The organism is Nocardioides sp. SYSU D00065, from assembly GCF_017916425.1.
Classification (GTDB): Bacteria; Actinomycetota; Actinomycetes; order Propionibacteriales; family Nocardioidaceae; genus Nocardioides.
On sequence record NZ_JAFMSX010000001.1, the window covers coordinates 314,550 to 336,442 of the forward strand.

The 21,893-nt window shown below is 73.6% G+C and carries 20 protein-coding genes; 8 read left to right on the forward strand and 12 right to left on the reverse strand.

The features are described from left to right. Nucleotides 1-170: 170 nt before the first annotated feature. A complete protein-coding gene (gene mraZ / locus J3P41_RS01560) occupies nucleotides 171-599 on the reverse strand; it encodes a division/cell wall cluster transcriptional repressor MraZ (RefSeq protein ID WP_210648506.1) in 429 nt (142 codons plus the stop codon). 360 nt (nucleotides 600-959) lie between these two features. On the opposite strand from mraZ, the gene J3P41_RS01565 reads away from it, so the two are divergent. The 3 genes from J3P41_RS01565 to J3P41_RS01575 are packed head-to-tail and all read left to right on the forward strand — an operon-like array spanning nucleotide 960 to nucleotide 5,582. Next, nucleotides 960-1,955, forward strand: coding sequence for a MoxR family ATPase (locus tag J3P41_RS01565; protein WP_210648507.1), 996 nt, complete (start codon nucleotides 960-962; stop codon nucleotides 1,953-1,955). Continuing rightward, a complete protein-coding gene (locus J3P41_RS01570) occupies nucleotides 1,939-3,216 on the forward strand; it encodes a DUF58 domain-containing protein (protein ID WP_374192855.1) in 1,278 nt (425 codons plus the stop codon). The genes J3P41_RS01565 and J3P41_RS01570 overlap by 17 nt, the downstream gene beginning before the upstream one ends. Then, the gene (locus J3P41_RS01575) at nucleotides 3,213-5,582 is read left to right on the forward strand and encodes a DUF3488 and transglutaminase-like domain-containing protein (RefSeq protein ID WP_210648509.1); all 2,370 of its coding nucleotides are present in this window, start codon (nucleotides 3,213-3,215) and stop codon (nucleotides 5,580-5,582) included. Before J3P41_RS01570 ends, J3P41_RS01575 begins: the two co-directional genes overlap by 4 nt. A gap of 243 nt (nucleotides 5,583-5,825) precedes the next feature. On the opposite strand, the gene J3P41_RS01580 is transcribed toward J3P41_RS01575, so the two are convergent. From J3P41_RS01580 to J3P41_RS01610, 7 genes are all read right to left on the reverse strand, one after another. After that, on the reverse strand, nucleotides 5,826-6,266 hold the full coding sequence (locus J3P41_RS01580; RefSeq protein ID WP_210648510.1) for a DUF3040 domain-containing protein: 441 nt from the start codon (nucleotides 6,264-6,266) through the stop codon (nucleotides 5,826-5,828). A 123-nt stretch (nucleotides 6,267-6,389) separates the two neighbouring features. Beyond that, nucleotides 6,390-7,559 carry a DNA polymerase IV gene (gene dinB / locus J3P41_RS01585; RefSeq protein ID WP_307861777.1) on the reverse strand — a complete coding sequence of 390 codons (1,170 nt, stop codon included), beginning with the start codon at nucleotides 7,557-7,559 and terminating at the stop codon, nucleotides 6,390-6,392. A 33-nt stretch (nucleotides 7,560-7,592) separates the two neighbouring features. Next, entirely contained in the window at nucleotides 7,593-8,354 is a 762-nt protein-coding gene (locus tag J3P41_RS01590) for a bifunctional 2-polyprenyl-6-hydroxyphenol methylase/3-demethylubiquinol 3-O-methyltransferase UbiG (protein WP_210648511.1), read from the reverse strand. Nucleotides 8,355-8,412: 58 nt separating this feature from the next. Further along, entirely contained in the window at nucleotides 8,413-12,240 is a 3,828-nt protein-coding gene (locus tag J3P41_RS01595) for a DNA polymerase III subunit alpha (protein WP_210648512.1), read from the reverse strand. Continuing rightward, nucleotides 12,224-12,682, reverse strand: a complete 459-nt coding sequence (locus J3P41_RS01600) for an SAV_6107 family HEPN domain-containing protein (RefSeq protein ID WP_210648513.1) — start codon at nucleotides 12,680-12,682, stop codon at nucleotides 12,224-12,226. Before J3P41_RS01600 ends, J3P41_RS01595 begins: the two co-directional genes overlap by 17 nt. Nucleotides 12,683-12,692: 10 nt before the next feature. Continuing rightward, nucleotides 12,693-13,055: a DUF6504 family protein gene (locus J3P41_RS01605; RefSeq protein ID WP_210648514.1), complete on the reverse strand. Its 363-nt coding sequence runs from the start codon at nucleotides 13,053-13,055 to the stop codon at nucleotides 12,693-12,695. 176 nt (nucleotides 13,056-13,231) lie between these two features. Further along, nucleotides 13,232-13,699 (reverse strand): hypothetical protein, encoded by a 468-nt coding sequence (locus J3P41_RS01610; RefSeq protein WP_210648515.1) that lies wholly within the window; start codon nucleotides 13,697-13,699, stop codon nucleotides 13,232-13,234. 45 nt (nucleotides 13,700-13,744) lie between these two features. Between J3P41_RS01610 and J3P41_RS01615 the strand changes: the two genes are divergently transcribed. Genes J3P41_RS01615 through J3P41_RS01625 form a run of 3 tightly spaced genes read left to right on the forward strand, consistent with a single transcriptional unit; the run spans nucleotide 13,745 to nucleotide 16,231 of the window. Next, nucleotides 13,745-14,218, forward strand: coding sequence for a YbaK/EbsC family protein (locus tag J3P41_RS01615; protein WP_210648516.1), 474 nt, complete (start codon nucleotides 13,745-13,747; stop codon nucleotides 14,216-14,218). A gap of 53 nt (nucleotides 14,219-14,271) precedes the next feature. After that, a complete protein-coding gene (locus J3P41_RS01620) occupies nucleotides 14,272-14,862 on the forward strand; it encodes a DUF4126 domain-containing protein (RefSeq protein WP_210648517.1) in 591 nt (196 codons plus the stop codon). Nucleotides 14,863-14,896: 34 nt separating this feature from the next. Continuing rightward, a complete protein-coding gene (locus J3P41_RS01625; protein ID WP_210648518.1) occupies nucleotides 14,897-16,231 on the forward strand; it encodes an FAD-dependent oxidoreductase in 1,335 nt (444 codons plus the stop codon). Between the two features lie 17 nt (nucleotides 16,232-16,248). Here the strand turns inward: J3P41_RS01625 and J3P41_RS01630 are convergent, their stop codons facing one another. Together J3P41_RS01630 and metF are read right to left on the reverse strand one after the other, a co-directional pair. After that, nucleotides 16,249-16,584 carry a hypothetical protein gene (locus J3P41_RS01630; protein WP_210648519.1) on the reverse strand — a complete coding sequence of 112 codons (336 nt, stop codon included), beginning with the start codon at nucleotides 16,582-16,584 and terminating at the stop codon, nucleotides 16,249-16,251. A 65-nt stretch (nucleotides 16,585-16,649) separates the two neighbouring features. Then, nucleotides 16,650-17,537 (reverse strand): methylenetetrahydrofolate reductase [NAD(P)H], encoded by an 888-nt coding sequence (metF, locus tag J3P41_RS01635; RefSeq protein WP_210648520.1) that lies wholly within the window; start codon nucleotides 17,535-17,537, stop codon nucleotides 16,650-16,652. A 64-nt stretch (nucleotides 17,538-17,601) separates the two neighbouring features. Here metF and J3P41_RS01640 point away from each other — a divergent pair, with 64 nt between their 5' ends. Continuing rightward, on the forward strand, nucleotides 17,602-18,666 hold the full coding sequence (locus tag J3P41_RS01640; RefSeq protein ID WP_307861778.1) for a polyprenyl synthetase family protein: 1,065 nt from the start codon (nucleotides 17,602-17,604) through the stop codon (nucleotides 18,664-18,666). 27 nt (nucleotides 18,667-18,693) lie between these two features. On the opposite strand, the gene J3P41_RS01645 is transcribed toward J3P41_RS01640, so the two are convergent. Both J3P41_RS01645 and J3P41_RS01650 read right to left on the reverse strand, forming a co-directional pair. After that, nucleotides 18,694-19,200, reverse strand: coding sequence for a ribonuclease domain-containing protein (locus J3P41_RS01645; RefSeq protein WP_210648521.1), 507 nt, complete (start codon nucleotides 19,198-19,200; stop codon nucleotides 18,694-18,696). Beyond that, nucleotides 19,200-19,571: an Rv2175c family DNA-binding protein gene (locus J3P41_RS01650; protein WP_210648522.1), complete on the reverse strand. Its 372-nt coding sequence runs from the start codon at nucleotides 19,569-19,571 to the stop codon at nucleotides 19,200-19,202. Before J3P41_RS01650 ends, J3P41_RS01645 begins: the two co-directional genes overlap by 1 nt. Nucleotides 19,572-19,683: 112 nt before the next feature. Between J3P41_RS01650 and J3P41_RS01655 the strand changes: the two genes are divergently transcribed. Further along, entirely contained in the window at nucleotides 19,684-21,891 is a 2,208-nt protein-coding gene (locus J3P41_RS01655; RefSeq protein ID WP_210648523.1) for a PASTA domain-containing protein, read from the forward strand. Nucleotides 21,892-21,893 lie beyond the last annotated feature (2 nt).

A 21,893-nucleotide genomic window follows, 5' to 3' on the forward strand; every position in this document is an offset into this window, starting at 1 on the left:
CCCTGCCCGCTCCCTGCGATGGGGTGCCCTCTGGTGCCGGGGAAGTGCCCCAGATGGCCACGCGAGGGAGCGGGCTCGAGACCTGGTGATGCGGGTCCGTAGGTCAGCTGTCGTGTTGTGGTGGTGCTCGATGCCGGTGGTGCTCGGTGGTGCGGGGTGGTGCGTGCCGGTCAGATGCCCGGGAAGACCTCGTCGCTGAGCTCGGAGAACTTCTGCTCCTGCTCCTCGCTGTAGGTCGCCCACGCGGTGGGATCCCAGATCTCGATCCGGTTCATCGACCCGATGACCACGCACTCCTTGCGGAGCGAGGCGTACTCCCGCAGCGGTGCCGGGATGTTGATGCGCCCCTGCTTGTCCGGCACCTCCTGGCTGGCGGCGGCGAACAGCATGCGGACGTAGTCACGGGTGTTCTTCTGGGTGACCGGCGCCTCGCGGAGCCGATCGGTGAGCCGGCCGAAGTCCTCCAGCGACCAGATGGTGAGGCAGCGCTCCTGTCCCCTGGTCACCACGAGTCCCTCCGTCAGCTCGTCCCTGAACTTCGCGGGGAGGAAGAGCCGGCCCTTCTCGTCGAGCTTGGGCGTGTAGGTGCCGAAGAACACCCGGCACCTCCACTGGCTCGGCGGGCAGATCGACCCTGTCCCCCACTTCGCCCCACAGTACTCCACTTCACTCCACCGTCAACCAGAACGGGCGTGTTTCGAGCGCGAATTCCGCGGATCCGGTGGCCCGCCCCGATCTCCGGTGCTCGTGCGGCGCGGCCAGCGGCAGCGTCGGGCACCCGCGATCCCCGCGTGCGGAGCCGCTGGTGGAGCGCGGGTGGGGGAAGACCGCCGCCGCCGGTGGAGGAAAGTGGGGCGTGGTGCGTGGTGCGGGTCCCGGACCCGCCCCGGAGGCCCTCCGTGGAGTACGACGGCCGGGTATGTTGCGCGGACCACATACGGTGGGGACGAGCGCGGACGATGGGACGGAACGACGTGACGACTGCGGCAGCCGGACAGGCACCCGACCTGGACACCGTGCACCGGGTGACCGGTGCGGTCCGCCACAACATCGAACGCGTCATCGCGGGCAAGCCCGACGTCGTCAACGCCGCGCTGGTGGTGCTGCTCGCCGAGGGTCACCTGCTCATCGAGGACGTCCCTGGTGTCGGCAAGACACAGCTGAGCAAGGCGCTGGCGCGGAGCATCGACTGCTCGGTGCGGCGCATCCAGTTCACGCCCGACCTGCTGCCCTCCGACGTCACGGGTGTCTCGGTCTTCAACCAGGACACCCGCGAGTTCGAGTTCCGCCCCGGCGGGGTCTTCGCCAACGTCGTGATCGGCGACGAGATCAACCGTGCCTCGCCCAAGACCCAGTCCGCGCTGCTCGAGTGCATGGAGGAGCGCCAGGTCACCGTCGACAACGCGACCTACCAGCTCGAGAAGCCGTTCATGGTCATCGCCACCCAGAACCCGATCGAGATGGAGGGCACCTACGCCCTCCCGGAGGCGCAGCGCGACCGGTTCATGGCGCGGGTCTCGGTGGGCTACCCGGTGGAGGCGGCGGAGATCGCGATGCTCGAGGGACACACCGCCCACAACCCCCTCGACGACCTCGAGCCGGTCACCGACGCCGGCGAGATCCGCAAGGTGATCGAGATCGTCGGCCGGGTGCACGTCTCCCCGGCCGTCCAGCGCTACGCCGTCGCCCTGACCACCGCCACCCGCACCAGCGGCGACCTGCACCTCGGCGCCTCGCCGCGCGCGACGCTGCACCTGGTGCGTGCCGCCAAGGCGGTCGCGGCGACCCAGGGGCGCGACTACGTCCTTCCTGACGACATCCACGGGATCACCTCTCCCGTGCTGGCGCACCGGCTGCTGCCCAACGTCGAGGCGACGATGAGCGGCCGCACCACAGCGACGATCCTCGCGGGGATCGTCGATTCGGTGCCCGTCCCCGATGCCGGCCGTGCGTGAGGCCCTCGCTGCCCTGACCGTCCGCGGACGGGCGTTCCTGGCCGCCGGCACGACCACCGTCGTGGCGGCGATCGTGGTCGGACACTCCTCGGTCGTCCGCATCGGCGTGCTCGTCGCCGTGCTGCCCCTGCTCACCGCCTGGTGGGTCGGTCGCTCGCGCTACCGCCTGGCGCTCGTGCGTACGGTTTCCCCACAGCTCGTGGTCGCCGGGCAGCCCGCGACCGTCGAGCTGACCGTCTCCAACGAGTCACGTACGCCGACCGGCGTGCTGCTGCTCGAGGAGCGGCTCCCCTACGTCCTGGGCACCCGGCCCCGGTTCGTCCTCGAAGGCCTGGGGCACGGCTGGCGCCGCCACGCGACCTACCAGGTGCGCTCGGAGCTGCGTGGGCAGTTCGACATCGGCCCGATGTCGGTGCGGGTCACCGACCCCTTCGGTCTCGTCGAGCTGGGCCGCACCTTCCACGCCACCACGCGCCTCACGGTCACGCCCCGCACCACCGCGTTGCCGAGCATCCCGCTCGGCGGCGCCTGGACCGGGTCGGGCGACAACCGGCCCCGCGCCTTCGCCACCGGCAGCGCCGAGGACGTCACCGTGCGCGAGTACCGCCGCGGCGACGACCTGCGACGCGTCCACTGGCGCAGCTCGGCGCGCGTGGGGGAGCTGATGGTGCGCAGGGAGGAGCAGCCGTGGCAGTCACGCGCCACGGTCTACCTCGACAACCGCGGCACCTCCCACCGCGGACAGGGCGCTGCCAGCTCCCTCGAGGGCGCCGTGTCGGCAGCCGCCTCGATCGCCGTCCACCTGGCCCACCACGGCTACACCGTCCGCCTGGTCACCGCCTCCGGCGACAGCCGCGAGACCCAGTGGCACTCTCACGCCGCCGAGGCGAGCACCGTCCCGCTGCTCGAGGCGCTCGCGGTGGTGCAGCTCGATCTCTCCCCCGTCCCGGACACCCAGTGGCTGGCCGAGCCGGGTCACGGCGGGCTCGTCCTGGGCATCTTCGGCGGTCTAGGCGAACCGGACCTGCCGTTCCTGCGCCGGCTGCAGCACCACGCGTCCTCGAGCCTGGCGATCGCCCTCGACGTGGATGCCTGGGCACCGCACCTGCCGGTGCAGCCGGGCCGGGGCGCCGCGACGCACCTCACCGCGACCGGATGGCGCTCGGTCACCCTCGGTCCGCGCGACCGCCTCGACACCGCCTGGCAGCAGCTGGGCCTGATGCGGAGCCGGGCCACGGCCCCGGCAGGAGCGGTCCGATGAAGACCTCGTGGAGCACCCTCCCCCAGCAGCTGCGGATCGCCGGGATCGCGCTGCTGGCAGCGTGGACGACGGTGCTGTCGTGGCGGGTCCTGACGACGGGCTTCGCGGAGGTCGGCTTCCCGCTGCTCTTCATCGGCATCGTCGTCGGCGGCCTGGGCGCCCTGGGCCGGTGGCGGCGCCTGCCCGCGGCCGCCATCGTCGCCGGCCAGCTGGTCGTCGGCGCACTGCTGGTCCTCGGCACCACGACCGGCTCCCTCCTCCCCAGCCCGGCCAACGCCGACGCCTTCCTCGTGGCGCTGGAGGCCGCGACGGAGTCCGCACGCAGCTACGCAGCGCCGGTGCAGGCCGGCGTCGCGCCGGTCTACCCCTTGCTGCTCATCGGCGGAGCCCTGATCGTGCTGCTCGTCGACGTGATCGCCTGCACCCTGCGCCGCGCGCCCGTCGCCGGTCTCGTGCTGTTGGCGGCGTACACGCTGCCGGTCGCGGTCACCGGCGAGGCCGTGTCGTGGTGGCTCTTCGCCGTCATCGCCGGGCTGTTCCTCGCCCTGGTCTTCCTCCAGCACAGCGACCACGTCACGAGCTGGGGTCGTGCGCCCGAGGGCGCCAAGGGCTCGTTCTCGGTCCGCACCGGTGCCATCGGCAACACCGCCCTCGCACTCGGCGCAGCCGCCATCGCGCTCGCCGTCGTGGTGCCGGCCGCGGTGCCGACGATGAGCATGAGCGTCTTCGACGGCAACGGTCCCGGGACCCGCGACGTTGAGGTGGTGGACCCCATGGTCGACCTGCGCCGCGACCTGCGCCGCGGGGAGGACGTGCCGCTGCTGTGGGTCACCACGCCGGGGCCCAAGCCGAGCTACCTGCGGCTCTCCGTGCTCGCCCGCTTCAACGGCACCGCCTGGACGCCCGGCGACCGCGAGATCCCCGAGAACCAGACCGCCACCGGCGCACTGCCGCCGCTCGACGGCGTCTCGACCAGCCTGGATCGCCGCGAGTTCAAGTACGACGTGCGGGTCGGCCCGAACTTCGCCTCCACCTGGCTGCCCACCACTCCGCAGGCCTCCCGCATCGTGGCCGGCACCGACTGGCGCTACGACGTCAACACCCGCGACGTGATCGCCGCTCGCGATGACGTCACCACCGCCGACCGCACCTACGACTTCACCGGCGTCCAGCTCACCTACGACGCACGGACGATGAACGACGCCGTCTCCGGCGCCGGGTCGGTCTCGGGCATCTTCACCGAGGTGCCGAGCACGCTGAACAACGAGATCCGTCGACTGGCCGCGAGCGTCACCGCCGACGCCCCGACGCGCTTCCAGAAGGCGCAGCTGCTGCAGCAGTGGTTCCGCGAGGACGGCGGCTTCCGCTACGACGTCTCCACGGTGCCCTCTGCCGGTGACGGCGCGGCGGACCTGATGGCCTTCCTCGACGACCGGGTGGGCTACTGCGAGCAGTTCGCCGCGTCGATGGCGATCATGGCGCGCGTCATCGGCATCCCGAGCCGGGTCGCGGTCGGCTTCCTGGAGCCGGAGAAGGCGACCAACGGCTCGTGGGAGTACTCCGCGCACGACCTGCATGCCTGGCCGGAGCTCTACTTCCCCGGCTCGGGATGGGTCCGCTTCGAGCCGACTCCCCAGTCCCGCGGCACGCAGGCGCCCGACTACACCACCGCTGAGTTCGAGCAGGTCGCCGAGAGCGCCTCTCCGAGCGCCAGCCGCTCGACCGAGCTGCTGCCCGAGCGCGACGAGGCCGCCGAGGCCGAGGCGGCCGCAGCAACGGAGGACGCCACGTCGTTCCCGTGGCTGCCGGTCATCGCCGGGCTCCTGGGACTGGGTGTCCTCGTCCTGCTGCTGCTCACACCGCGGCTCGTGCGCGCCGCTCGCCGGCGCCGACGGCTGGCGGGCGACATCGAGGACCTGTGGGTGGAGCTGCGCGACACCGCCCGCGACCTGGGGCACGGGTGGCCCGTCGGCCGCTCGCCGCGCCGTGCCGGGGACTGGGTGGGCCGCCTCCTCGCGACGCCGGCCAGCGGCAGCGACCGCCCCGACCGCCCGCGGCGCGGGCGCGAGCAGGCGCCGGAGGCCGCCGCGGCGCTGGACCGGCTGGTCCAGGCGCTCGAGCACAGCCGCTACTCCCGCGACCCCGAGACCTTCACCGCCCAGCGCTTCGAGCCGGAGCTGGCCTTGGTCGAGGAGTCCCTCGCCGCAGGCGTCCCGCCCCGGGCCGCTCGCCGGGCCCAGTGGTGGCCCGCGTCGGTCGTGGGCCGGCGCGCGCCGCGTCGCTCCCGCTCGTACGGACGCTCGCGGCCCCGCGCTCAGACCCCGCAGGCCGAGGCCAGCCGGAGCGTCGACGAGCTCGTCGGCTGAGCCGGTGACCTCGTCACGACCCTGAGATCGCGCCGTCGCTGCCTGTCGTCCCTGCTGCCTTTCGGCCCTGGTCGCCGACTCACGGCGAGTGCTCACCTCGGGGCGGCCATGCGCCTCGATGCGGTGCGAACGCCGAACGGCGAGTGCACAGCGAGCGGTTGCCTCGCGGCACACCGATTGCCTTGCGGCGGCGACCACGCGACGGATCGCTGTGGGACGACCGGATGGTGCTCCGAGCGTGGATCAGAAGCCGCGCTCGCGGCGACGACGCCAGCGCTCTTCCATGCGCTCCATGAAGGGGCTGCCGGAGCGCTGTCGGCCCGGGCGGTGCGGACGACCGCCGTCGACGACGCCGAAGCTGCCGCGACCGGACGCCCGGACCTTCGGCGCGGTGACGTGACCGGGGTTGCGCGCGGACGTGAGCGCGAGGATCGCGCCGCCGAGCATCACCACGAAGCCGAGGACGCCGACGACGGTCTGGACGACCGCGCTCAGCTCGAGCAGCACCGCCACGATGAGCAGGCCGATGCCGGCCAGCAGGATGACACCGCCCAGCACCATGCGACGTCGCGCGGCCCGCTGGAACGAGGTGCCGCGCAGCGTCGAGGCGAGCTTCGGGTCCTCTTCGACGAGGGCGCGCTCCATCTGCTCCAGCAGTCGCAGTTCTTCCTCGGAGAGCTCCACGGTTCCTCCTCACCTCGTGCCTTCAAGTCTAGGCACGCTCGTGCGCCTACGGTAGGCGTCCTGCTGAAAATTCACCCCCATGCAGGTGCTGGTGCTCGCCGGCGCCGGCCGGGTCGGCGCAGCTCAGACCAGGCTGGCCGGCCGGACGGCCGCGGCCCCGAAGCGGCGGGTGGCTCGGTCCACCGCTCGGTCGGCCTCGGCCCACCCGTGCTCGGTCTCCCCGAGCACCAGCTGGCGGTGCACGGTGGCGCGAGGGACCAGGCCCTCGACCCGGACGCCGACGAGCCGCAGGCGGGCGCGCTGCAGGCCCAGCGCGTCGTAGAGCCGGGTCGCCGCCCGGTGGATGTCCACGGTCACGTCCGTCGCCTCGGACATGGTGCGTGAGCGCGTGATGGCGGTGAAGTCGGCGAACCGGACCTTGAGCGTGATCGTCCGCCCCGCGACCCCTGCGGCGCGCATCCGCCCGGCCACCTTGCCGGCGAGGCGCAGCAGCTCCCGCACGATCACCTCGCGGTCGTCGGTGTCGCGGACGAAGGTCTCGTCGGCGCCCATGGAGCGCTCGGGCTCGTGCGGCCCGACGCGGGGCGCCAGGTCGCTGCGATCGGTGCCCCAGGCGAGGTGGTGCAGCTCGCGACCGAGGTGGTCCCCGACCGCCCGCTGGAGGGTGCGCAGCGGGGTGTGCGCCACGTCGCCCACGGTGAGCAGGCCGAACCGTTGCAGCAGCGCCTGGGTCTTCTCCCCCACCCCGTAGAGCTCGCCGACGTCGAGGGGGTGCAGGAACGAGGTCACCGCGCCCGGCGGTACGACGACCACGCCGTCGGGCTTGGCCCGCCTGCTCGCGAGCTTGGCCACCGACACCGTCGCCGCCACCCCGACCGAGCAGGTGATGCCCTGCTCGTCGTGGATGATCGAGCGCAGGCGCTCGGCGATCTGGGTGGGCGGGCCGAGCCGGCGCACGGAGCCGCGTACGTCGAGGAACGCCTCGTCCAGCGAGACGGCCTCCACGATCGGGGTCACCGCGCGGAACGTCTCCATCACCGAGGCCGAGACGCTGGTGAAGGTCGCGTAGTCCGGCTCGAGCACCACGACGTGCGGGCACAGCCGTCGTACGCGCGTCATCGGCAGGGCGGAGCACAGGCCGTAGCGACGGGCGACGTAGTTGGCGGCCAGCACGACGCCGCGGCCGCTCCCACCCACCACCACGGGCTGGTCGACCAGATCGGGGCGCTCGCGCAGCGCGACGGACGCGTAGAAGGCGTCCATGTCGACGTGGAGGATCGGGGTCTCGGTCACCGGCGACCCCCCGGCGAGGTGCGGGCGGCTGGGTCAGCGACGGGCGATGACGTGCAGCTGGGTCGCGAGCGGGAGGTACTCCGGGCGGGTGGCCACGGCTCGCTCGAGCTCGACCAGCGCCGCGGCCGCACCGGGCTCCAGGTCCAGCAGGCTGCCGGGCACCAGGTCGGCGAACACACGTACGGCCTGGACCGAGGCGGCCTCCAGGCCGGCGCCGCCGAGGAGCTCGACGACCTCGTCGTGGGTGAAGCGGTGCCCGCCCCTGCCGACCGTCGTCGCCCCGGCCACACCGGCCGGTTCGCCGTCGAGCAGCTCGCGCGCAGCCTGGAAGTGACCCGCCATGGCGCGAGCCACGACCGCCGCGTGCCGCTGGGCAACCAGCAGGCTGAGGTGCCCGCCGGGACGCAGCACGTCTGCGATGGCTGCGAGGGAGGCGGCGGGGTCCTCGACCATCTCGAGCACCCCGTGGCACAGGACGAGGTCGGCCTGCTCGACCAGGCTCCGCAGGTCGGACAAGTCGCCCTGCTGGCCGGTGACCCGGTCGGCGACCCCGCGCTCGCGGGCTCGTCGATCGAGCGCGGCGAGGGCGTCGGGACTGGGGTCGATGACCTGGACGCCATGGCCGAGCTCGGCCAGCGCGACGGCGAAACCGCCGGTGCCGCCGCCGATGTCGACGATGCGCGCCTGCTCCGCGCCCGGACCGGCGGCGTCGCCCGCCAGCACGCTGCGCACGGCGTCCCACGCCACGCCGGTGCGGACGGACTGTCGACGGTCGCTGGCTGAGGGCTGGCCCATGAGCGCCACCCTAGTGCGTGGCCACGGTGCGCCCTGCCGTCGATCATGCGGCGTGCTCTCATCCCGGGCTCCCGGGGCTGCGGTGGGACAGGCGTGCGACGTTCGTGGTGTCGTCACCGGCTGGCTTGACGTCGGCGTAGGGCGACATCCGGAAGCCGCTGGAGTGCACCAGGATGCGGCGTTGCGTCGGCTGTTGCGTCGACTGCTCTCCCGCGCCCTCTGGGGGTCGTGCCAGCTCGGCGCGCACCAGGCGGATCCCCTCCTCGCTGGTCCGGCCGCGCTGCCACAGCGCGTGCAGGGCGGGCAGGTCCCACGCCCCGGTGGCCCGCACCGAGACACCACGGCGGCCCGTGCGCCGCAGCTCGCCGCGCACGAGCAGCCGCCACGACGAGAACACGGTCGCGGCATAAGGGCCCTGCGCGTCCTCGAAGAACGTGGCGTCGACCGGTCCGGTGCCGTCGTCGAGGGTCAGGAACACCACGCGGCGCCCCGACCTGATCGGAGGCGTCTGGGTGGCGACCTTCACCCCGGCCACCAGCAGCTCGGCACGGCTGCGACGACGCAGCAGGTCGCGGCTCCGGGTCACGCCGAGGGCGTCGAGGAACGGGTCGAAGGTGGCCACGGCGTGCTGACTGACGTCGAGACCGAGGATCTCCAGCTCGGCCCGCATCCGCTCGAGCGTGGTCATCTCGGGCAGACCCGTGGGCTCCTCCCCCGGCTCCCCCGGCTCGTCTCCCAGCCGCAGGGTGAGCTGCACGGACTCGGCCGCGGTTACGGGTCGGGCGGCCTGTGACTGGGCCGCCGCCCGCGCCCAGACGCCTGCGTCGCCCAGGGGGTGCCGCTCGAGCGCCCAGGCCTCGGCCCGCACCGCGGCGTCGGAGCTGTTGCGTGCAGCCGCGTCGGTCGCGGTCGTGGCGGCCGGCCGCGGCATGGGCCGACCCGGCAGGCCGCGTCCCCGGGCCCGCGAGGCCCGGTCGATCGAGCGCGCGTGCAGGTCGAGCTCGGCCGCCTGGAGCAGCAGGTCGCGACGGGTCACCCGGCCGCGCCGGTGGACCTGGTGCTCGCCCGAGCCGATGGCGTAGACGCCGTCGAACCCACCGGCGAGCACCAGCCGCTCGAGGATCGGCCGCGAGACCCCGGCCCGGTGGAAGAAGTCGGACAGCGACGCGTAAGGAGCGGCGTCGCGGCCCTCGATGATGCGTGCGACCTCCGCCGCGCTGATGCCCTTGACGTCGGCGAGCGAGAGCCGGATGGCGTGGCCCGTGGCCGTGTCGGCGTCGGTGCGCTCGACGACGTAGGAGGCCGCGCTGGCGTTGACGTCGAGGCCCAGCACGCCGACTCCGAGCTGACGGGCGTCGTCGAGGATCAGCCGCTTGGGGTACATGCCCGGGTCGTGGGTCAGCACGCCGGCGAGGAAGTGGGCCGGCCAGTGGGCCTTCAGCCAGGCCGACTGGTAGGTCGGCAGCGCGAACGCCGCCGCGTGCGCCTTGCAGAAGCCGAACGAGGCGAACGCCTTCAGCACCGCCCAGATCCGCGTGACCAGCGACGCCTCGTAGCCCCGGGACAGGGCCCGGGGGAAGAACCACGCCTCGGTGGCGACCATCCCCTCACGGTCGCCGAGGGAGCGGCGGTGCTCGTCGGCCTCGGCGCGGGTGACGCCGGCGAGCATCGCGATGATCTCGATGACCTGCTCGTGGAAGACCACCACGCCGTGGGTGTCCTCGAGGATCGGGCGGAGGTCGTCGTGGAGGTAGTCGGCCGGTCGCCAGCCCTGCTTGACCTCGAGGTAGGGGGTGACCATGTCGCTCTTGACCGGCCCCGGACGGAAGAGCGAGATGTCGGTGATGATGTCGTCGAAGCTCTCGATGCCCGACTTGCCGACGAGCTCGCGCTGTCCGGGAGACTCGATCTGGAACACCCCGAGCGTCCTGGCGGAGCTGATCAGCTCATAGGTGGCGGGATCGTCGAAGGGCACCTGCGCCTCGTCGTCGAGGTCGATCCTCACCCCGTCGACGCGCTCGACCTCCGCGAGCGCGTGGGCCATCGCCGACTGCATCCGGATGCCCAGGACGTCGAGCTTGAGCAGGCCCAGGTCCTCGACGTCGTCCTTGTCGAACTGGCTCATCGGGAACCCGGCCCAGGACGCCTCGACCGGCGTCCGGTCGAGGAGCGTGGCGTCGGAGAGCAGCACGCCGCACGGGTGGACCGCGATGTGGCGCGGTAGGCCGTCGAGGCGCTCGACCAGGGTGAAGAACCGGTCGAGGGTCCCGTCGCCGAGTCCGGTCGCCCGCAGCTCCGGCAGGTCGCGGAGCGCGGCCCGCGCGTCGCGCGCACGCACGTGAGGGAACGCCTTCGCGATGGCGTCGACCTCGCCGGGCGGCATGCCGAGCGCGGCACCGACGTCGCGCACGGCGTGCCGCACCCGGTAGGTGTCCATCATCGACACGCACACGCACCGCTCCCCGCCGAAGCGGTCGAGGATCGCGCGGTAGACCTCCTCGCGGCGCGCGGACTCCACGTCGATGTCGATGTCGGGCAGCGAGGCGCGAAGCGGCGAGAGGAACCGCTCCATCAGCAACCCGTGGCGCAGCGGGTCGACGCCGGAGATGCCGAGCAGGTAGTTGACGACGCTGCCCGCGCCGGATCCGCGGGCGGCGCGACGCACGCCCATCCGCCCGATGAGGTCGGTGACGTCGGCGACGGTGAGGAAGTAGGAGGCGTAGCCCAGCGTCCGGATCGTCTCCAGCTCGTCGTCGAGGCGCCGCCACACCTGCTGTCCGGGTGCGGACCCGTAGCGACCGCCGAGCGCCGCCTCGCAGCGGCGGCGCAGCGCGGCGTCGGGCGACGAGGCTCCGGAGTCGGAGAGCGCCAGCTCGGGGAGGTGGACCTCGCCGATGCCGAGGTCGGACCGTGGGTCGAGGGTGCACCGCTCCGCGACGGCGCGGGTGCGAGCGAGCAGCCGCCGCGCCTCCCGGCTGCTGTCGTGTGCTCCGGCGAGGCGGCAGATCTCCTCGGCCACCTCATGCATCTGCTTGCCCGACTTGAGGAACCCCTCGGCGTTGCCGCGACCGGCACCGGGACCGACCTCGCGCAGGCCGGCCGAGCCGAGCGGGACAAGTCGTCGGGCGGCGTCGAGGACGTCGACGGTGGGGGCGTCGAGCCGGTCGGCGTAGCGCACGGCGTTGGTCAGCACCGTGGCCAGGCCGGCGGTCCGGGCGATGCCCGCCATCCGTGCCGCGTGCGGCGAGGTGCCGGGTCCCCACTCTCCCGCGCGGGCGCCGAGGCGGTGCGAGACCAGCTCGACCAGCAGGTTCTCCCGCGGGGCGAGCTCGAGCCACGCAGCGATCGCAGCCAGCCCCAGGTCGTCGCGCCGCCGGGTCGCGGCGGCTCCCACCTCCGAGGACGGCCCGAGGAGCACGAGCACGTCGCCGCCGGCGAGATGAGGTGCCAGCACCTCGAGCGTCGCGACGGGGCGTCCGCGCTCCCCCGACAGGTGGACTGCGGAGACCATCCGGCACAGCGCGGCCCAGCCCGCCCTGCCGCTGGCCAGGAACGTGACCCGAGCGCTGCCGCCCCGCTCCAGCGAGAGGTCCCGAGCCACTCCGCCGCGCGCCGGCGTGCGCCGCCCGGTGGCGGGCGAGCCGATGCTGCCGGTGGTCGGCATCACGGCGAGCTCGACGCCCAGCACCGGGCGGATCCCGGCCCGCTGGGCGGCGCGGACGAACTTCACCGCACCGTAGGTGCCGTCACGGTCGGTGAGCGCGAGGATGTCCATCTCCTGTTCAGCGGCGCGCTGCACCAGCACGTGCGGGTGCGACGCGCCGTATTGCAGGGAGTAGCCGGAAGCGACGTGGAGGTGGACGAACGGATCAGGCGACGCTGGCATGGGGAACCAGTCCGAGCGCCTGCTCGACCACCGCGAGGAACCGGTCGGCGTCGCGCACCAGGTCGTCGGCCTCCCGCTCGGTCACGGCGCGGGTCGAGCCCGCCTCGGCGGCGGCGCGCTTGGCCGCGCCGGCGGCGAAGAAGGTCGCCCACTCGCCGAGCTCGGGGGCCACCTCGGCCAGCAGCACCCAGGCGTTCTTCTGCCGACGCGCCCGCGGTGCGGGCCGGGCCCGTGCCGCGAGCAGCGCCGCGGCGGCGCACAGCGCGGCGACGTGGGCACAGGCGTAGCGGGTGGGCACGTCGCGTGCGGTGATCGCGTCGTGCAGCGAGGTCGCCGATCGCTGCAGGTAGGAGTGGGCGGTGGCGGGAAGGAGGTGCGGGTTGGTCACGGGGGTGCTGACCGGACCCGTCCCGGTGCGCGTCCTGGAGCTCGTGGGTGTCATGGCGGCGCCCTCAGTCCAGGCAGCCGACGAGCTGCCAGCGACCGTCGGCCCAGTCGAAGGAGAGGTCGAAGACGCCGTAGGTCTCCTCTCCGGCCGGGACGTCGGCCCCGTCGGCGCCGGCTCCCCGGTCAGCGCGGAGCCGTGCCTGCTGGCCGCGGCCGGCCTCCACCCGCCACAGCTCGCGCTCGGCGACCAGGTCGGTGACTCCGCCTCCCGGAGCGCCGGCGGCGCCGCCGCCCTGCCACCACGCACCGGTCTCCACCCAGTGCGCGACCACGGTCCGCACCTTCCACAGCCGGCCCCGCCACAGGAACTGGTCGGGATCCTCCGCCTCGCCTCGTCGCACCTCGACGGGGTCGTCGTACTGCCTCATCGCGCCTCCTCGACACATCCGTCGACCCCGGGCCGACCCGGGCGGAGGTGGGGGTCGAGGTCACCACCGCCCGGGTCGCATCGAACATCTGTTCGAACAACCAGAACGGTACATGCCTCGTCCGACAACGCTCAAGAGTCGGGTCACCCGATGTGGACGGGGACCGCCGCGCTGCTTCAGGCGTCGTGCAGGTAGGCGGTGGTCTCGCGGCGCCAGAGGAAGAACGACAGGACCAGGCCCTCGACGATGATGAGCGCGGAGAGCACCACGAAGATCGTCGGCAGGTGCGAGTCGAGGCACACGGCGCCCACCAGGACACCCACGCCGGCGGTGGCGGTGAGCACCAGCCGGGTCCACGCGTGCCCACCGAGGAAGAACGAGCCCAGGACCAGCGCCAGCGCGGCGAAGCCGACGAAGGCCACCACGGCCAGCGCCACGAAGCCGGGGACGATGGGACTCTCGCGCAGCTGCTCGATGCCCCCCTGGGCCAGGATCTCCTGCGCGGAGGGGTTGCCCTCCGCCCATCCCAGGATGACGTCGTCGCGCATCAGCCAGATGAGCAGGGTGATCACCCCCGAGGTGGCAACGATCAGACCCAGCACTCGCATGCTGTTGGCCACGGACCCGGGCACCTCGCGCGCCATGCACTCCCCCTGCAGCTCATCGGTTCTCGTCGCTAGGCTCGCATCATGTCGACGGAGCACGCATCCATCACCTCGTTCCGAGGCGAGCTCACCCGACGCGGTGGGACGGGTGAGGTGGTCATCCTGCCCGACAGCGCCCACACCGCCGCACTCGCCGCGGCGGCGCTCGGGTGCGAGGTCGGGGCCATCGCCAACAGCCTCCTCTTCGACGCCGACGGCTCACCGGTGCTGATCCTCACCTCCGGAGCGCACCGCGTCGACACCGCGGCGGTGGCCGAGCGCATCGGCGTCGGTCGCCTCGCGCGCGCCGACGCCGAGTTCGTACGCCGTCACACCGGCCAGGTGATCGGCGGGGTCTCCCCGCTCGACCACCCGGCCCCGATCCCCACCTGGATCGACCCGTGGCTGCGACGTCACGACGTCGTGTGGGCGGCCGCGGGCCACCCGGCGGCGGTGTTCTCCTCGACCTACGACGAGCTGGTCGCGATGACCGGTGCTGTCGAGGTCGAGGTGGACTGACGGCCCGGACCCGGACCCGGACCCAGGCCAGGACAGGACAGGAGGAGCGCGCCGTGGACGCCTTGGCACTGTCGTTCTCGAGCGGATGGGCGAGCGGCGTCAACGCCTACCTCGTCGTCCTGGTGCTGGGCACGGCCGACCGGCTCGGCTCCCTGGCGGCCGTTCCCGACGTGCTGGGGCGCTGGGACGTGCTCGCAGCAGCGGGGTTCTTCTTCGCGATGGAGTTCGTCGCCGACAAGATCCCGTACGTCGACTCCACGTGGGACGCGGTGTCCACCGCCATCCGCCCGACGGTCGGCGCGGTCGTCGGCGTCCTGCTCGCCGGCGACGCCTCCTCGCTCGACCAGGCGGTCTCCGGCGTGGTCGGCGGCGGCACCGCGCTGCTGAGTCACCTGGTCAAGGCGGGTGGCCGGCTGGCGATCAACTCCTCGCCGGAGCCGGTCTCCAACATCGCGGCCAGCGTGACCGAGGACGCCGTGGTCCTGGGCGTGGTGTGGTTCGCGCTCGAGAACCCGCGAGCAGCCGCGGCGATCGCCGGGGTGCTGCTGCTCCTCGGACTGGTCATGCTGTTCCTCCTCGGTCGCCTCGTCCGCCGGGGCTGGCGCCGGTGGAAGCGCAGGGAACCGATCCCCCGGGTCGGCTAGCGGCCGCCGGACGGTGCGGGCCTAGGGTTTGCCCGTGGCTCGCGTGGTGGTGATCGGTGGCGGCTTCGCCGGCATGGCCGCTGCGGCCCGGCTCGCCAAGGTCGGTCACGGGGTCACCCTCCTCGAGCGTTCGCACCGCCTGGGCGGTGCCCTGACCACCGTGGCGCAGGACGGCTTCGCGTGGGACGCCGGACCGACGTCCACCCTTCTCCCCGCAGTGGTGCGCGACCTCTTCCGCAAGTCGGGCCGGCCGCTGGAGCGCGAGCTGGACCTCCAGCCGCTCGACCCGGTGCGCGAGCACCGCTTCGAGGACGGATCGACCCTGCGGCTGCCCGGCGGGTCGCGTGCCGCGCAGCTCAGGGCGTTCGAGGCGCTCGCGCCCGGGCTGGGTCAGCAGTGGGTCGACCACGTGGCGACGTACGGCGACATGTGGGAGCTGCTGCGCAAGGAGTGGTTCGAGCGTCCCTTCGACGAGGACGTGGCGCCCCGCGAGCTGGTGCGGCTGCTGGGCCGCCGGGAGTCCCTGCACCGGCGGCTGCGGCGTACCTTCCGGGACGAGCGGCTGCGGCTGGTCGCGGGGCACCCCCTGGTCGTGGCCGGGCACGACCTGCGCGACGTGCCCGTCCACGCGGGCGTCGAGGTCTACCTCGAGCAGCGCTTCGGGGCCTGGACGGTCCCGGGCGGGCTGGCTGCCCTCGGCACCGCGATGGCCGACCGGCTAGCGCTGCGCGGCGTCACGGTGCTGACCGGCACCAGCGCCGTCGACCTCGAGCTGCGGGGAGGTCGGGTGGTCGCGGTGCGCACCACCGCGGGCGAGGTCGACGCCGACCAGGTCGTCGTCGCCGTCGACCCGCGTCGCCTCCCCGCGCTCGTTCCCTTCGTCCGGCGCACGACGCCGGCCCTGCCGCCGGTCGTGTGCCACGTCGGGCTCGGGGGCCCTCTCGACGTCGGCGGCGCCACATCCGATCTCGCGGCCGGGCTCCCGCACGAGGTGGTCCTGCACGGTGACCCGCTGCTCGTCGTGCGCACCGGCGGGCGAGCACCCGAGGACGGCGCCGCGTGGACCGTGCTGGGCCGTGGCCGCCTGGACGAGGACGTGCTCACCGCGCTGGCCCGTCGTGGCATCGACGTCCGGGCGCAGGTCGTCACCCGGGTCGACCGCACGCCACGCGACCTGGTCGAGGAGTGGGGCGGCTCACCCCACGGCGTGCTGTGGCAGGGCCCGCGGACGTCGCGGCAACGACTGGGGCCGCGGACGCCGGTCCCCGGAGTGCTGGCGGCCGGCGCGCATGCGACGACCGGGTCCGGCCTGCCCTTCGCCGGGCTCAGCGCGGCACTCGTCGCCGAGGTCGTCGGCCGCCCCGGGTAGCGCCTGGCGCTGACTGGTCAGGCTGGATCGGTCATGGAGTCGGTGAAGGTGACCGGCTTGCCGGTGGCGCGGGCGTAGGCGATCTCCCGGCTGGTCGACTCGCCGACGTACCCGCCGGGGTTGACGACCAGGACCCGGTCGGCCAGGTCGATCTTCCGCAGGTGCAGTGCGTCCAGCGCGCGCTTCTGCTCCGCGGTGATCCGCTCGTCGGGCTCGCGAGCGTCGGTGCGGGCGAAGACCCCGGGAGCGACGACGATGGCACCCGCGAAGGTCAGGTCGCGGTTCGCCGCGGCCATCTCCTCCGCGAACCGGGTGGAGCCGCAGATGCACACGATCTCGGGCCGGTCGGGCACGGTTGCGTCCTCGGGGCGGAACGGCATGGTCAGGGCGACGGCTCGACGGTGGAGGGCGGACCCGCTCAGACGGTGATGCGCAGGTTGGCGAAGATCTCGCGCGTGGCCCGGGACCGGTTGAGCGTGTAGAAGTGCAGGCCGGGGGCCCCGGCGTCGAGCAGCGACTCGCAGAGCTCGGTCGCGATCGCGATGCCCTCCGCGCGCAGGGCGACCGGGTCCTCGGCGTACGGCGCGAGCCGGGCGGTGACCTCCCCGGGCAGCTGTCGCCGGGAGAGCTCGACCATCCGCTCCATCGAGCGGAGGTTCAGGATCGGCATGATGCCGGGGATGATCGGAAGGTCCGCCCCGACTGCTGCGGCCCGCTCCACCAGCGCGACGTAGTCGGAGGCGCGCAGCACCATCTCGGTCACCGCGAACTCGGCGCCGGCGTCCTGCTTGGCGCGCAGGACCCGCGCGTCGGCGTCCAGGTCGGCGGCGTCGACGTGGCCCTCGGGGAAGGCCGCGACACCGATGCGCATGTCGGCGCGCTCGCGGATGAGGGCGACCAGCTCGTTGGCGTAGGTCAGTCCCCCGTCGGTGGGTGTCCAGGGCGATCCGGGACCGCCCGGTGGGTCGCCGCGCAGCGCCATCACGTGGCTGACCCCGGCGGCGCTGAGCTCGTCGAGGATGGCGACGATCTCCTCGACCGTGTGGCCCACGCAGGTCAGGTGCGCCACCGGGAGCATGCTGGTCTCCCGGGCGATCCGCTCGGTGATCGCGACGGTGCGGTCGCGCGTGGTGCCGCCGGCGCCGTAGGTCACCGAGACGAACGTGGGGCCGTAGGGCTCCAGCTCGGTGATCGCCTGCCACAGCTGCTGCTCGCCCGCCTCGTCCTTGGGCGGGAAGAACTCGAAGGAGAAGGACCGCTCCCCGCGGGCGAGGAGCTCGCGCATGCTGTGGCCGCCGGTCGTCATGCGCAGCAGCCTACGGAGCACGGCGGTGGATGCGCGGGGCGTCCCACTGGTTAGGCTCCCCGCTGTGACGACCTGGGACGCCGCTCACTTCCGCGACGAGGTGCAGCAGGTGCTGGACGCGTTCCTCGACGAGCGGGCGGGTGAGCTGGCTCCGCTCGGCCCGGACGCGGACCGGTTGGTGACCGAGGCGCGTACGGCGCTGCGCGGGGGCAAGCGGCTGCGGGCGGCGTTCTGCCACTGGGGCCACCGGGCGATCCGCCCCGAGGTCGAGGACCCCGGCGCGTTGGCGCGCGCCTGCGCGTCGCTGGAGGTGCTGCACGCGAGCGCGCTCGTCCACGACGACCTGATGGACGCCTCCGACACGCGGCGCGGCCGGCCCGCGACGCACCGGGCCTTCGAGGCCGAGCACCGCGCTGCCGGGTGGCGAGGCGATGCGCGCCAGTACGGTGCCGCGGCGGCGATCCTGCTCGGCGACCTGCTGCTCGGGTGGGCCAGCGACCTGCTGCGGGGCAGCGGCTTCGGCCCGGCCGAGGTGGCGCCCGGCCTCACCCTGTTCGAGCAGTGCCGCAGCGAGGTCATCGCCGGGCAGTTCCTCGACGTGTCCGTCCAGGCTCGCGGGCGCGCCGACGTCGACACCGCGATGACCGTGCTGCGCTACAAGTCCGCCAAGTACTCCATCGAGCGCCCGCTCCACATCGGCGCGGCGCTCGCGGGTGCCGGCCCGGAGCAGCTCCAGCAGCTCAGCCGGTTCGGCCTGCCGCTGGGCGAGGCGTTCCAGCTGCGCGACGACCTGCTCGGCGTCTTCGGCGACCCCGAGCAGACCGGCAAGCCCGCCGGCGACGACCTGGTCGAGGGCAAGCGCACCGTGCTCGTCGCCCTCGCCCTCGACGCGGCGCCGCGGACCGCGGCGCGCCGGCTCGACAGCGCCCTCGGCACGCCGTTGGCCGCCGCCGACGTCGCCGAGCTGCGCAGCATCATCGAGGACTCGGGAGCCCGCAGCCAGGTCGAGGAGGTGATCGGCTCGCTCGCCGACCGCGCCGTCGACGCGCTGCGCTCCGCCGACGTCGACGAGGACGCCCGGGCCGCGCTGACCGAGCTCGCCGCCGCCGCCACCCAGCGCACCGTCTGAGCGCACCACCGCGGCTCTCGCCGACCGTCAGGGGATGGCGATGCGGGAGAACGAGCCGTAGTGGTCCTCGGTCCAGTAGCGCTCGCGACCGTCGCCGGCGACGATCCGCCGCGGACCGCGCACGCCGGGAGCGATCTCCACGGTGTACTCGCGGTAGTAGCCGAGCGGCCAGTCGGGAAGCAGCTCCTCGCGGTTCTCGAACGTCCCGCCGTCGTGGTCCGGGTACTTGAACGGACCGCCCCGGTCGATGCGCCGCAGCACGTCGCGCGCCTCGGCGGGCAGGTCTGCCACGCGGACGACGGGCAGCCCGCTCGCCGGGTCGGTCGAGGGGTCGGTCGAGGGGTCGGTCGTGGGCGTGGTGGTCTCGGTGAGCTGGTGCGTGGGCGGTGCCCAGGACGTCGCAGCGCTGCCCCCGCTCGGCTCGGTGCCGTCCGGTCCGTTCTCGGCGAACAGCCACCCGAGGAGGAGGGTCGCCGCGATCAGCACCAGCAGCCAGCGGTAGCGCCGCCGAGCCGCCTCAGCGCCCGCGGACATCAGTACTCCAGCACCTGCGCGCGACGCTTGACCTCGCTGCCGCGGTTCTCGCGCAGCGCGTCGATGGGGCGGCCGGGCAGGTCGTCGTCGGTGAAGAGCCAGGCGATGCACTCCCGGTCGTCGAACCGGTGGTCGTGCAGGAGGGTCAGCAGCCCGGGCAGGCCCTTGACGACGAGGCCGTCCTGGATGAAGTCGGCGGGCACCCGCGGCCCCGCGCCGGGCTCGGGGACGGCGGCCGCGAGCTCGTGCTCGCGGATCATCGTGCGGACCTTGCCGGGCGTCACGCCCAGCAGCTGCGCGACCTGGTCCCAGTCGAGCCACTCCGGCACGAGTGCGGCGAGGTCACGGTCGGCGAGGGGAACGTCACTCATGCGCGGAAGTCTGTCACGCACGACGGCGCCGACCACCTCGCGGCGACCGACCGGGCCCGCACGCCACGCCGGAGCGGCGCCTGAGCGTGGCGGCGGGCGCTGTTTCCGTACGATGGTCGCGCCGGATCCTTCCCCGTCCGGTGACGGAGGTCGAGCTGTGGAGCCACGCGAGCACGCCCGGGCAGCCGCGCCCGGTGCCGCTGGCGACCCCTTGATCGGTCGGCTGCTCGACCGTCGTTACCGCATCCTGTCGAGGGTGGCGCGCGGTGGCATGGCCAGTGTGTACGAGGCCACCGACACCCGCCTGGACAGGACGGTCGCGGTCAAGGTCATGCACCCCGGCCTGGGCGACGACCAGGACTTCGCCCAGCGCTTCGTGCGCGAGGCCCGTGCCGCGGCGCGGCTGAACCACCCGCACGTCGTCGGCGTCTACGACCAGGGCGACGACACGTCCGACGGCACCGACACCGTCTTCCTCGTCATGGAGTACGTGCCCGGGCACACGCTGCGTGACGTGATCCGCAAGGAGGCGCCGATGCCTCCCGCCCGTGCGCTCGCCCTGCTCGAGCCGGTCGTGTCGGCCCTCGCAGCGGCGCACCGTGCCGGGCTCATCCACCGCGACGTGAAGCCCGAGAACGTCCTCATCGCCGACGAGGCCCACGGCGGCCGCGTCAAGGTCGCCGACTTCGGCCTGGCCAAGGCTGTCAGCGCCGACACCCAGCACACGGCCACCGGTGGCGTGCTCATCGGCACCGTGTCGTACCTGGCTCCCGAGCTCGTGGTCGACGGCCGCGCCGACGCGCGCGCGGACGTCTATGCCGCCGGCGTGGTGCTCTACGAGCTGCTGACCGGCCGCAAGCCGCACGAGGGCGAGTCGCCGATCCAGGTGGCCTACCGCCACGTCCACCACGACGTGCCGGTGCCCTCGCTGGTCCAGCCCGCGATCCCCGACTACGTCGACGCGCTGGTCGCCCGCGCGACCTCGCGCGACCGCGACCAGCGTCCCGCCGACGCCACGGTCCTGCTGCACCACCTGCACCGGGTCGAGCAGGCGCTGCGCGAGAACCTGGCGTCGGACCCCGAGCTCGCGGGCGACCTGCTGCCACGCCGGGCGTCGGCCTCCCCCGTCGATCGGGTGCCGGGCGAGGACACCACGCCCGAGCCCTTCGACGCCGGCGCGCTGGCCCTGCTCACCGAGGTGGACCCGCGCGAGTCCGGCCTCGTCGACGACGGCAGCCCGGACCGGACGACGGCACTGGAGCGGCACCCCCACCCGCCGGAACCCACGTCGATCGCGCCGGTCACCGCGCCGATGAGGACTCTGTCGCCCATCGCCGCGGGCCCGACCGACACCACGGCCCAGCCGGTCGACCGTCCGGCACCGGAACGTGCCCCCTCGAGGGCGGCGCCCGTCCCCACGACGGCCCGGCGCCGCTCCCGCAAGGGGCCCCTCGCCCTGCTGCTGGCCGTCCTGCTGATCGGCTCGGTCGCCGCCGGCGCCTGGTGGTTCGGCTGGGAGCGCTACACCACCACTCCCGGTGTGCTCAACCTCGACGAGGCCGCCGCGAGTGCAGAGCTGGAGGCCTCCGGCCTCGAGGCGGAGGTCGGCAACCCGACCTACAGCGAGAACGTCGCGCCCGGCCTCGTCGTCGCCACCGACCCCGAGCCCGGCGACAAGGTGCTCGACGGCGGCACGGTGACCCTCGTCCTCTCCCTCGGCCCCGAGCGCTACGACGTGCCCGACCTGGCCGGGCGGACCGAGGACGAGGCGCAGGACGCGCTGGCAGCCACCAAGCTCGACTTCGGCGCCAGCGTCGGACGCTGGAGCGAGACCGTGCCCGAGGGCCAGGTCATCCGCAGCAAGCCGCGGGTGGGCACGACCGTCAAGCCGGGCACCACGGTCGACCTCGTCCTGAGCCGCGGCCGCAAGCCGATCGAGGTCAAGGACTGGACGGGCAAGCCGTTTGACGCCGCGCGGGAGGCGCTCGAGCGGCACCGCCTGCAGGTGTCGGTGGCCGGCGAGGAGTACAGCGACACCGTGCCTGAGGGCGTGGTCATCTCCCAGGACCCGACCACGGGCCAGCTGTTCCGGGGCGACACCGTCTCCTTCGTCGTCTCCCGCGGGCCCGAGCTGGTCGAGGTGCCCCGGGTGCGCGCGATGGGGGTCGACGCGGCCACGGAGCTGCTCGAGGGCCTCGGCTTCGTGGTCGAGACCGAGCAGGCGGACAGCTACCTCGGGCTGGGCTTCGTCTTCAGCTCGGACCCCGACGCAGGCCAGGCCGTGCCCAAGGGTTCGACGATCACGCTGTTCCTCATCTGAGG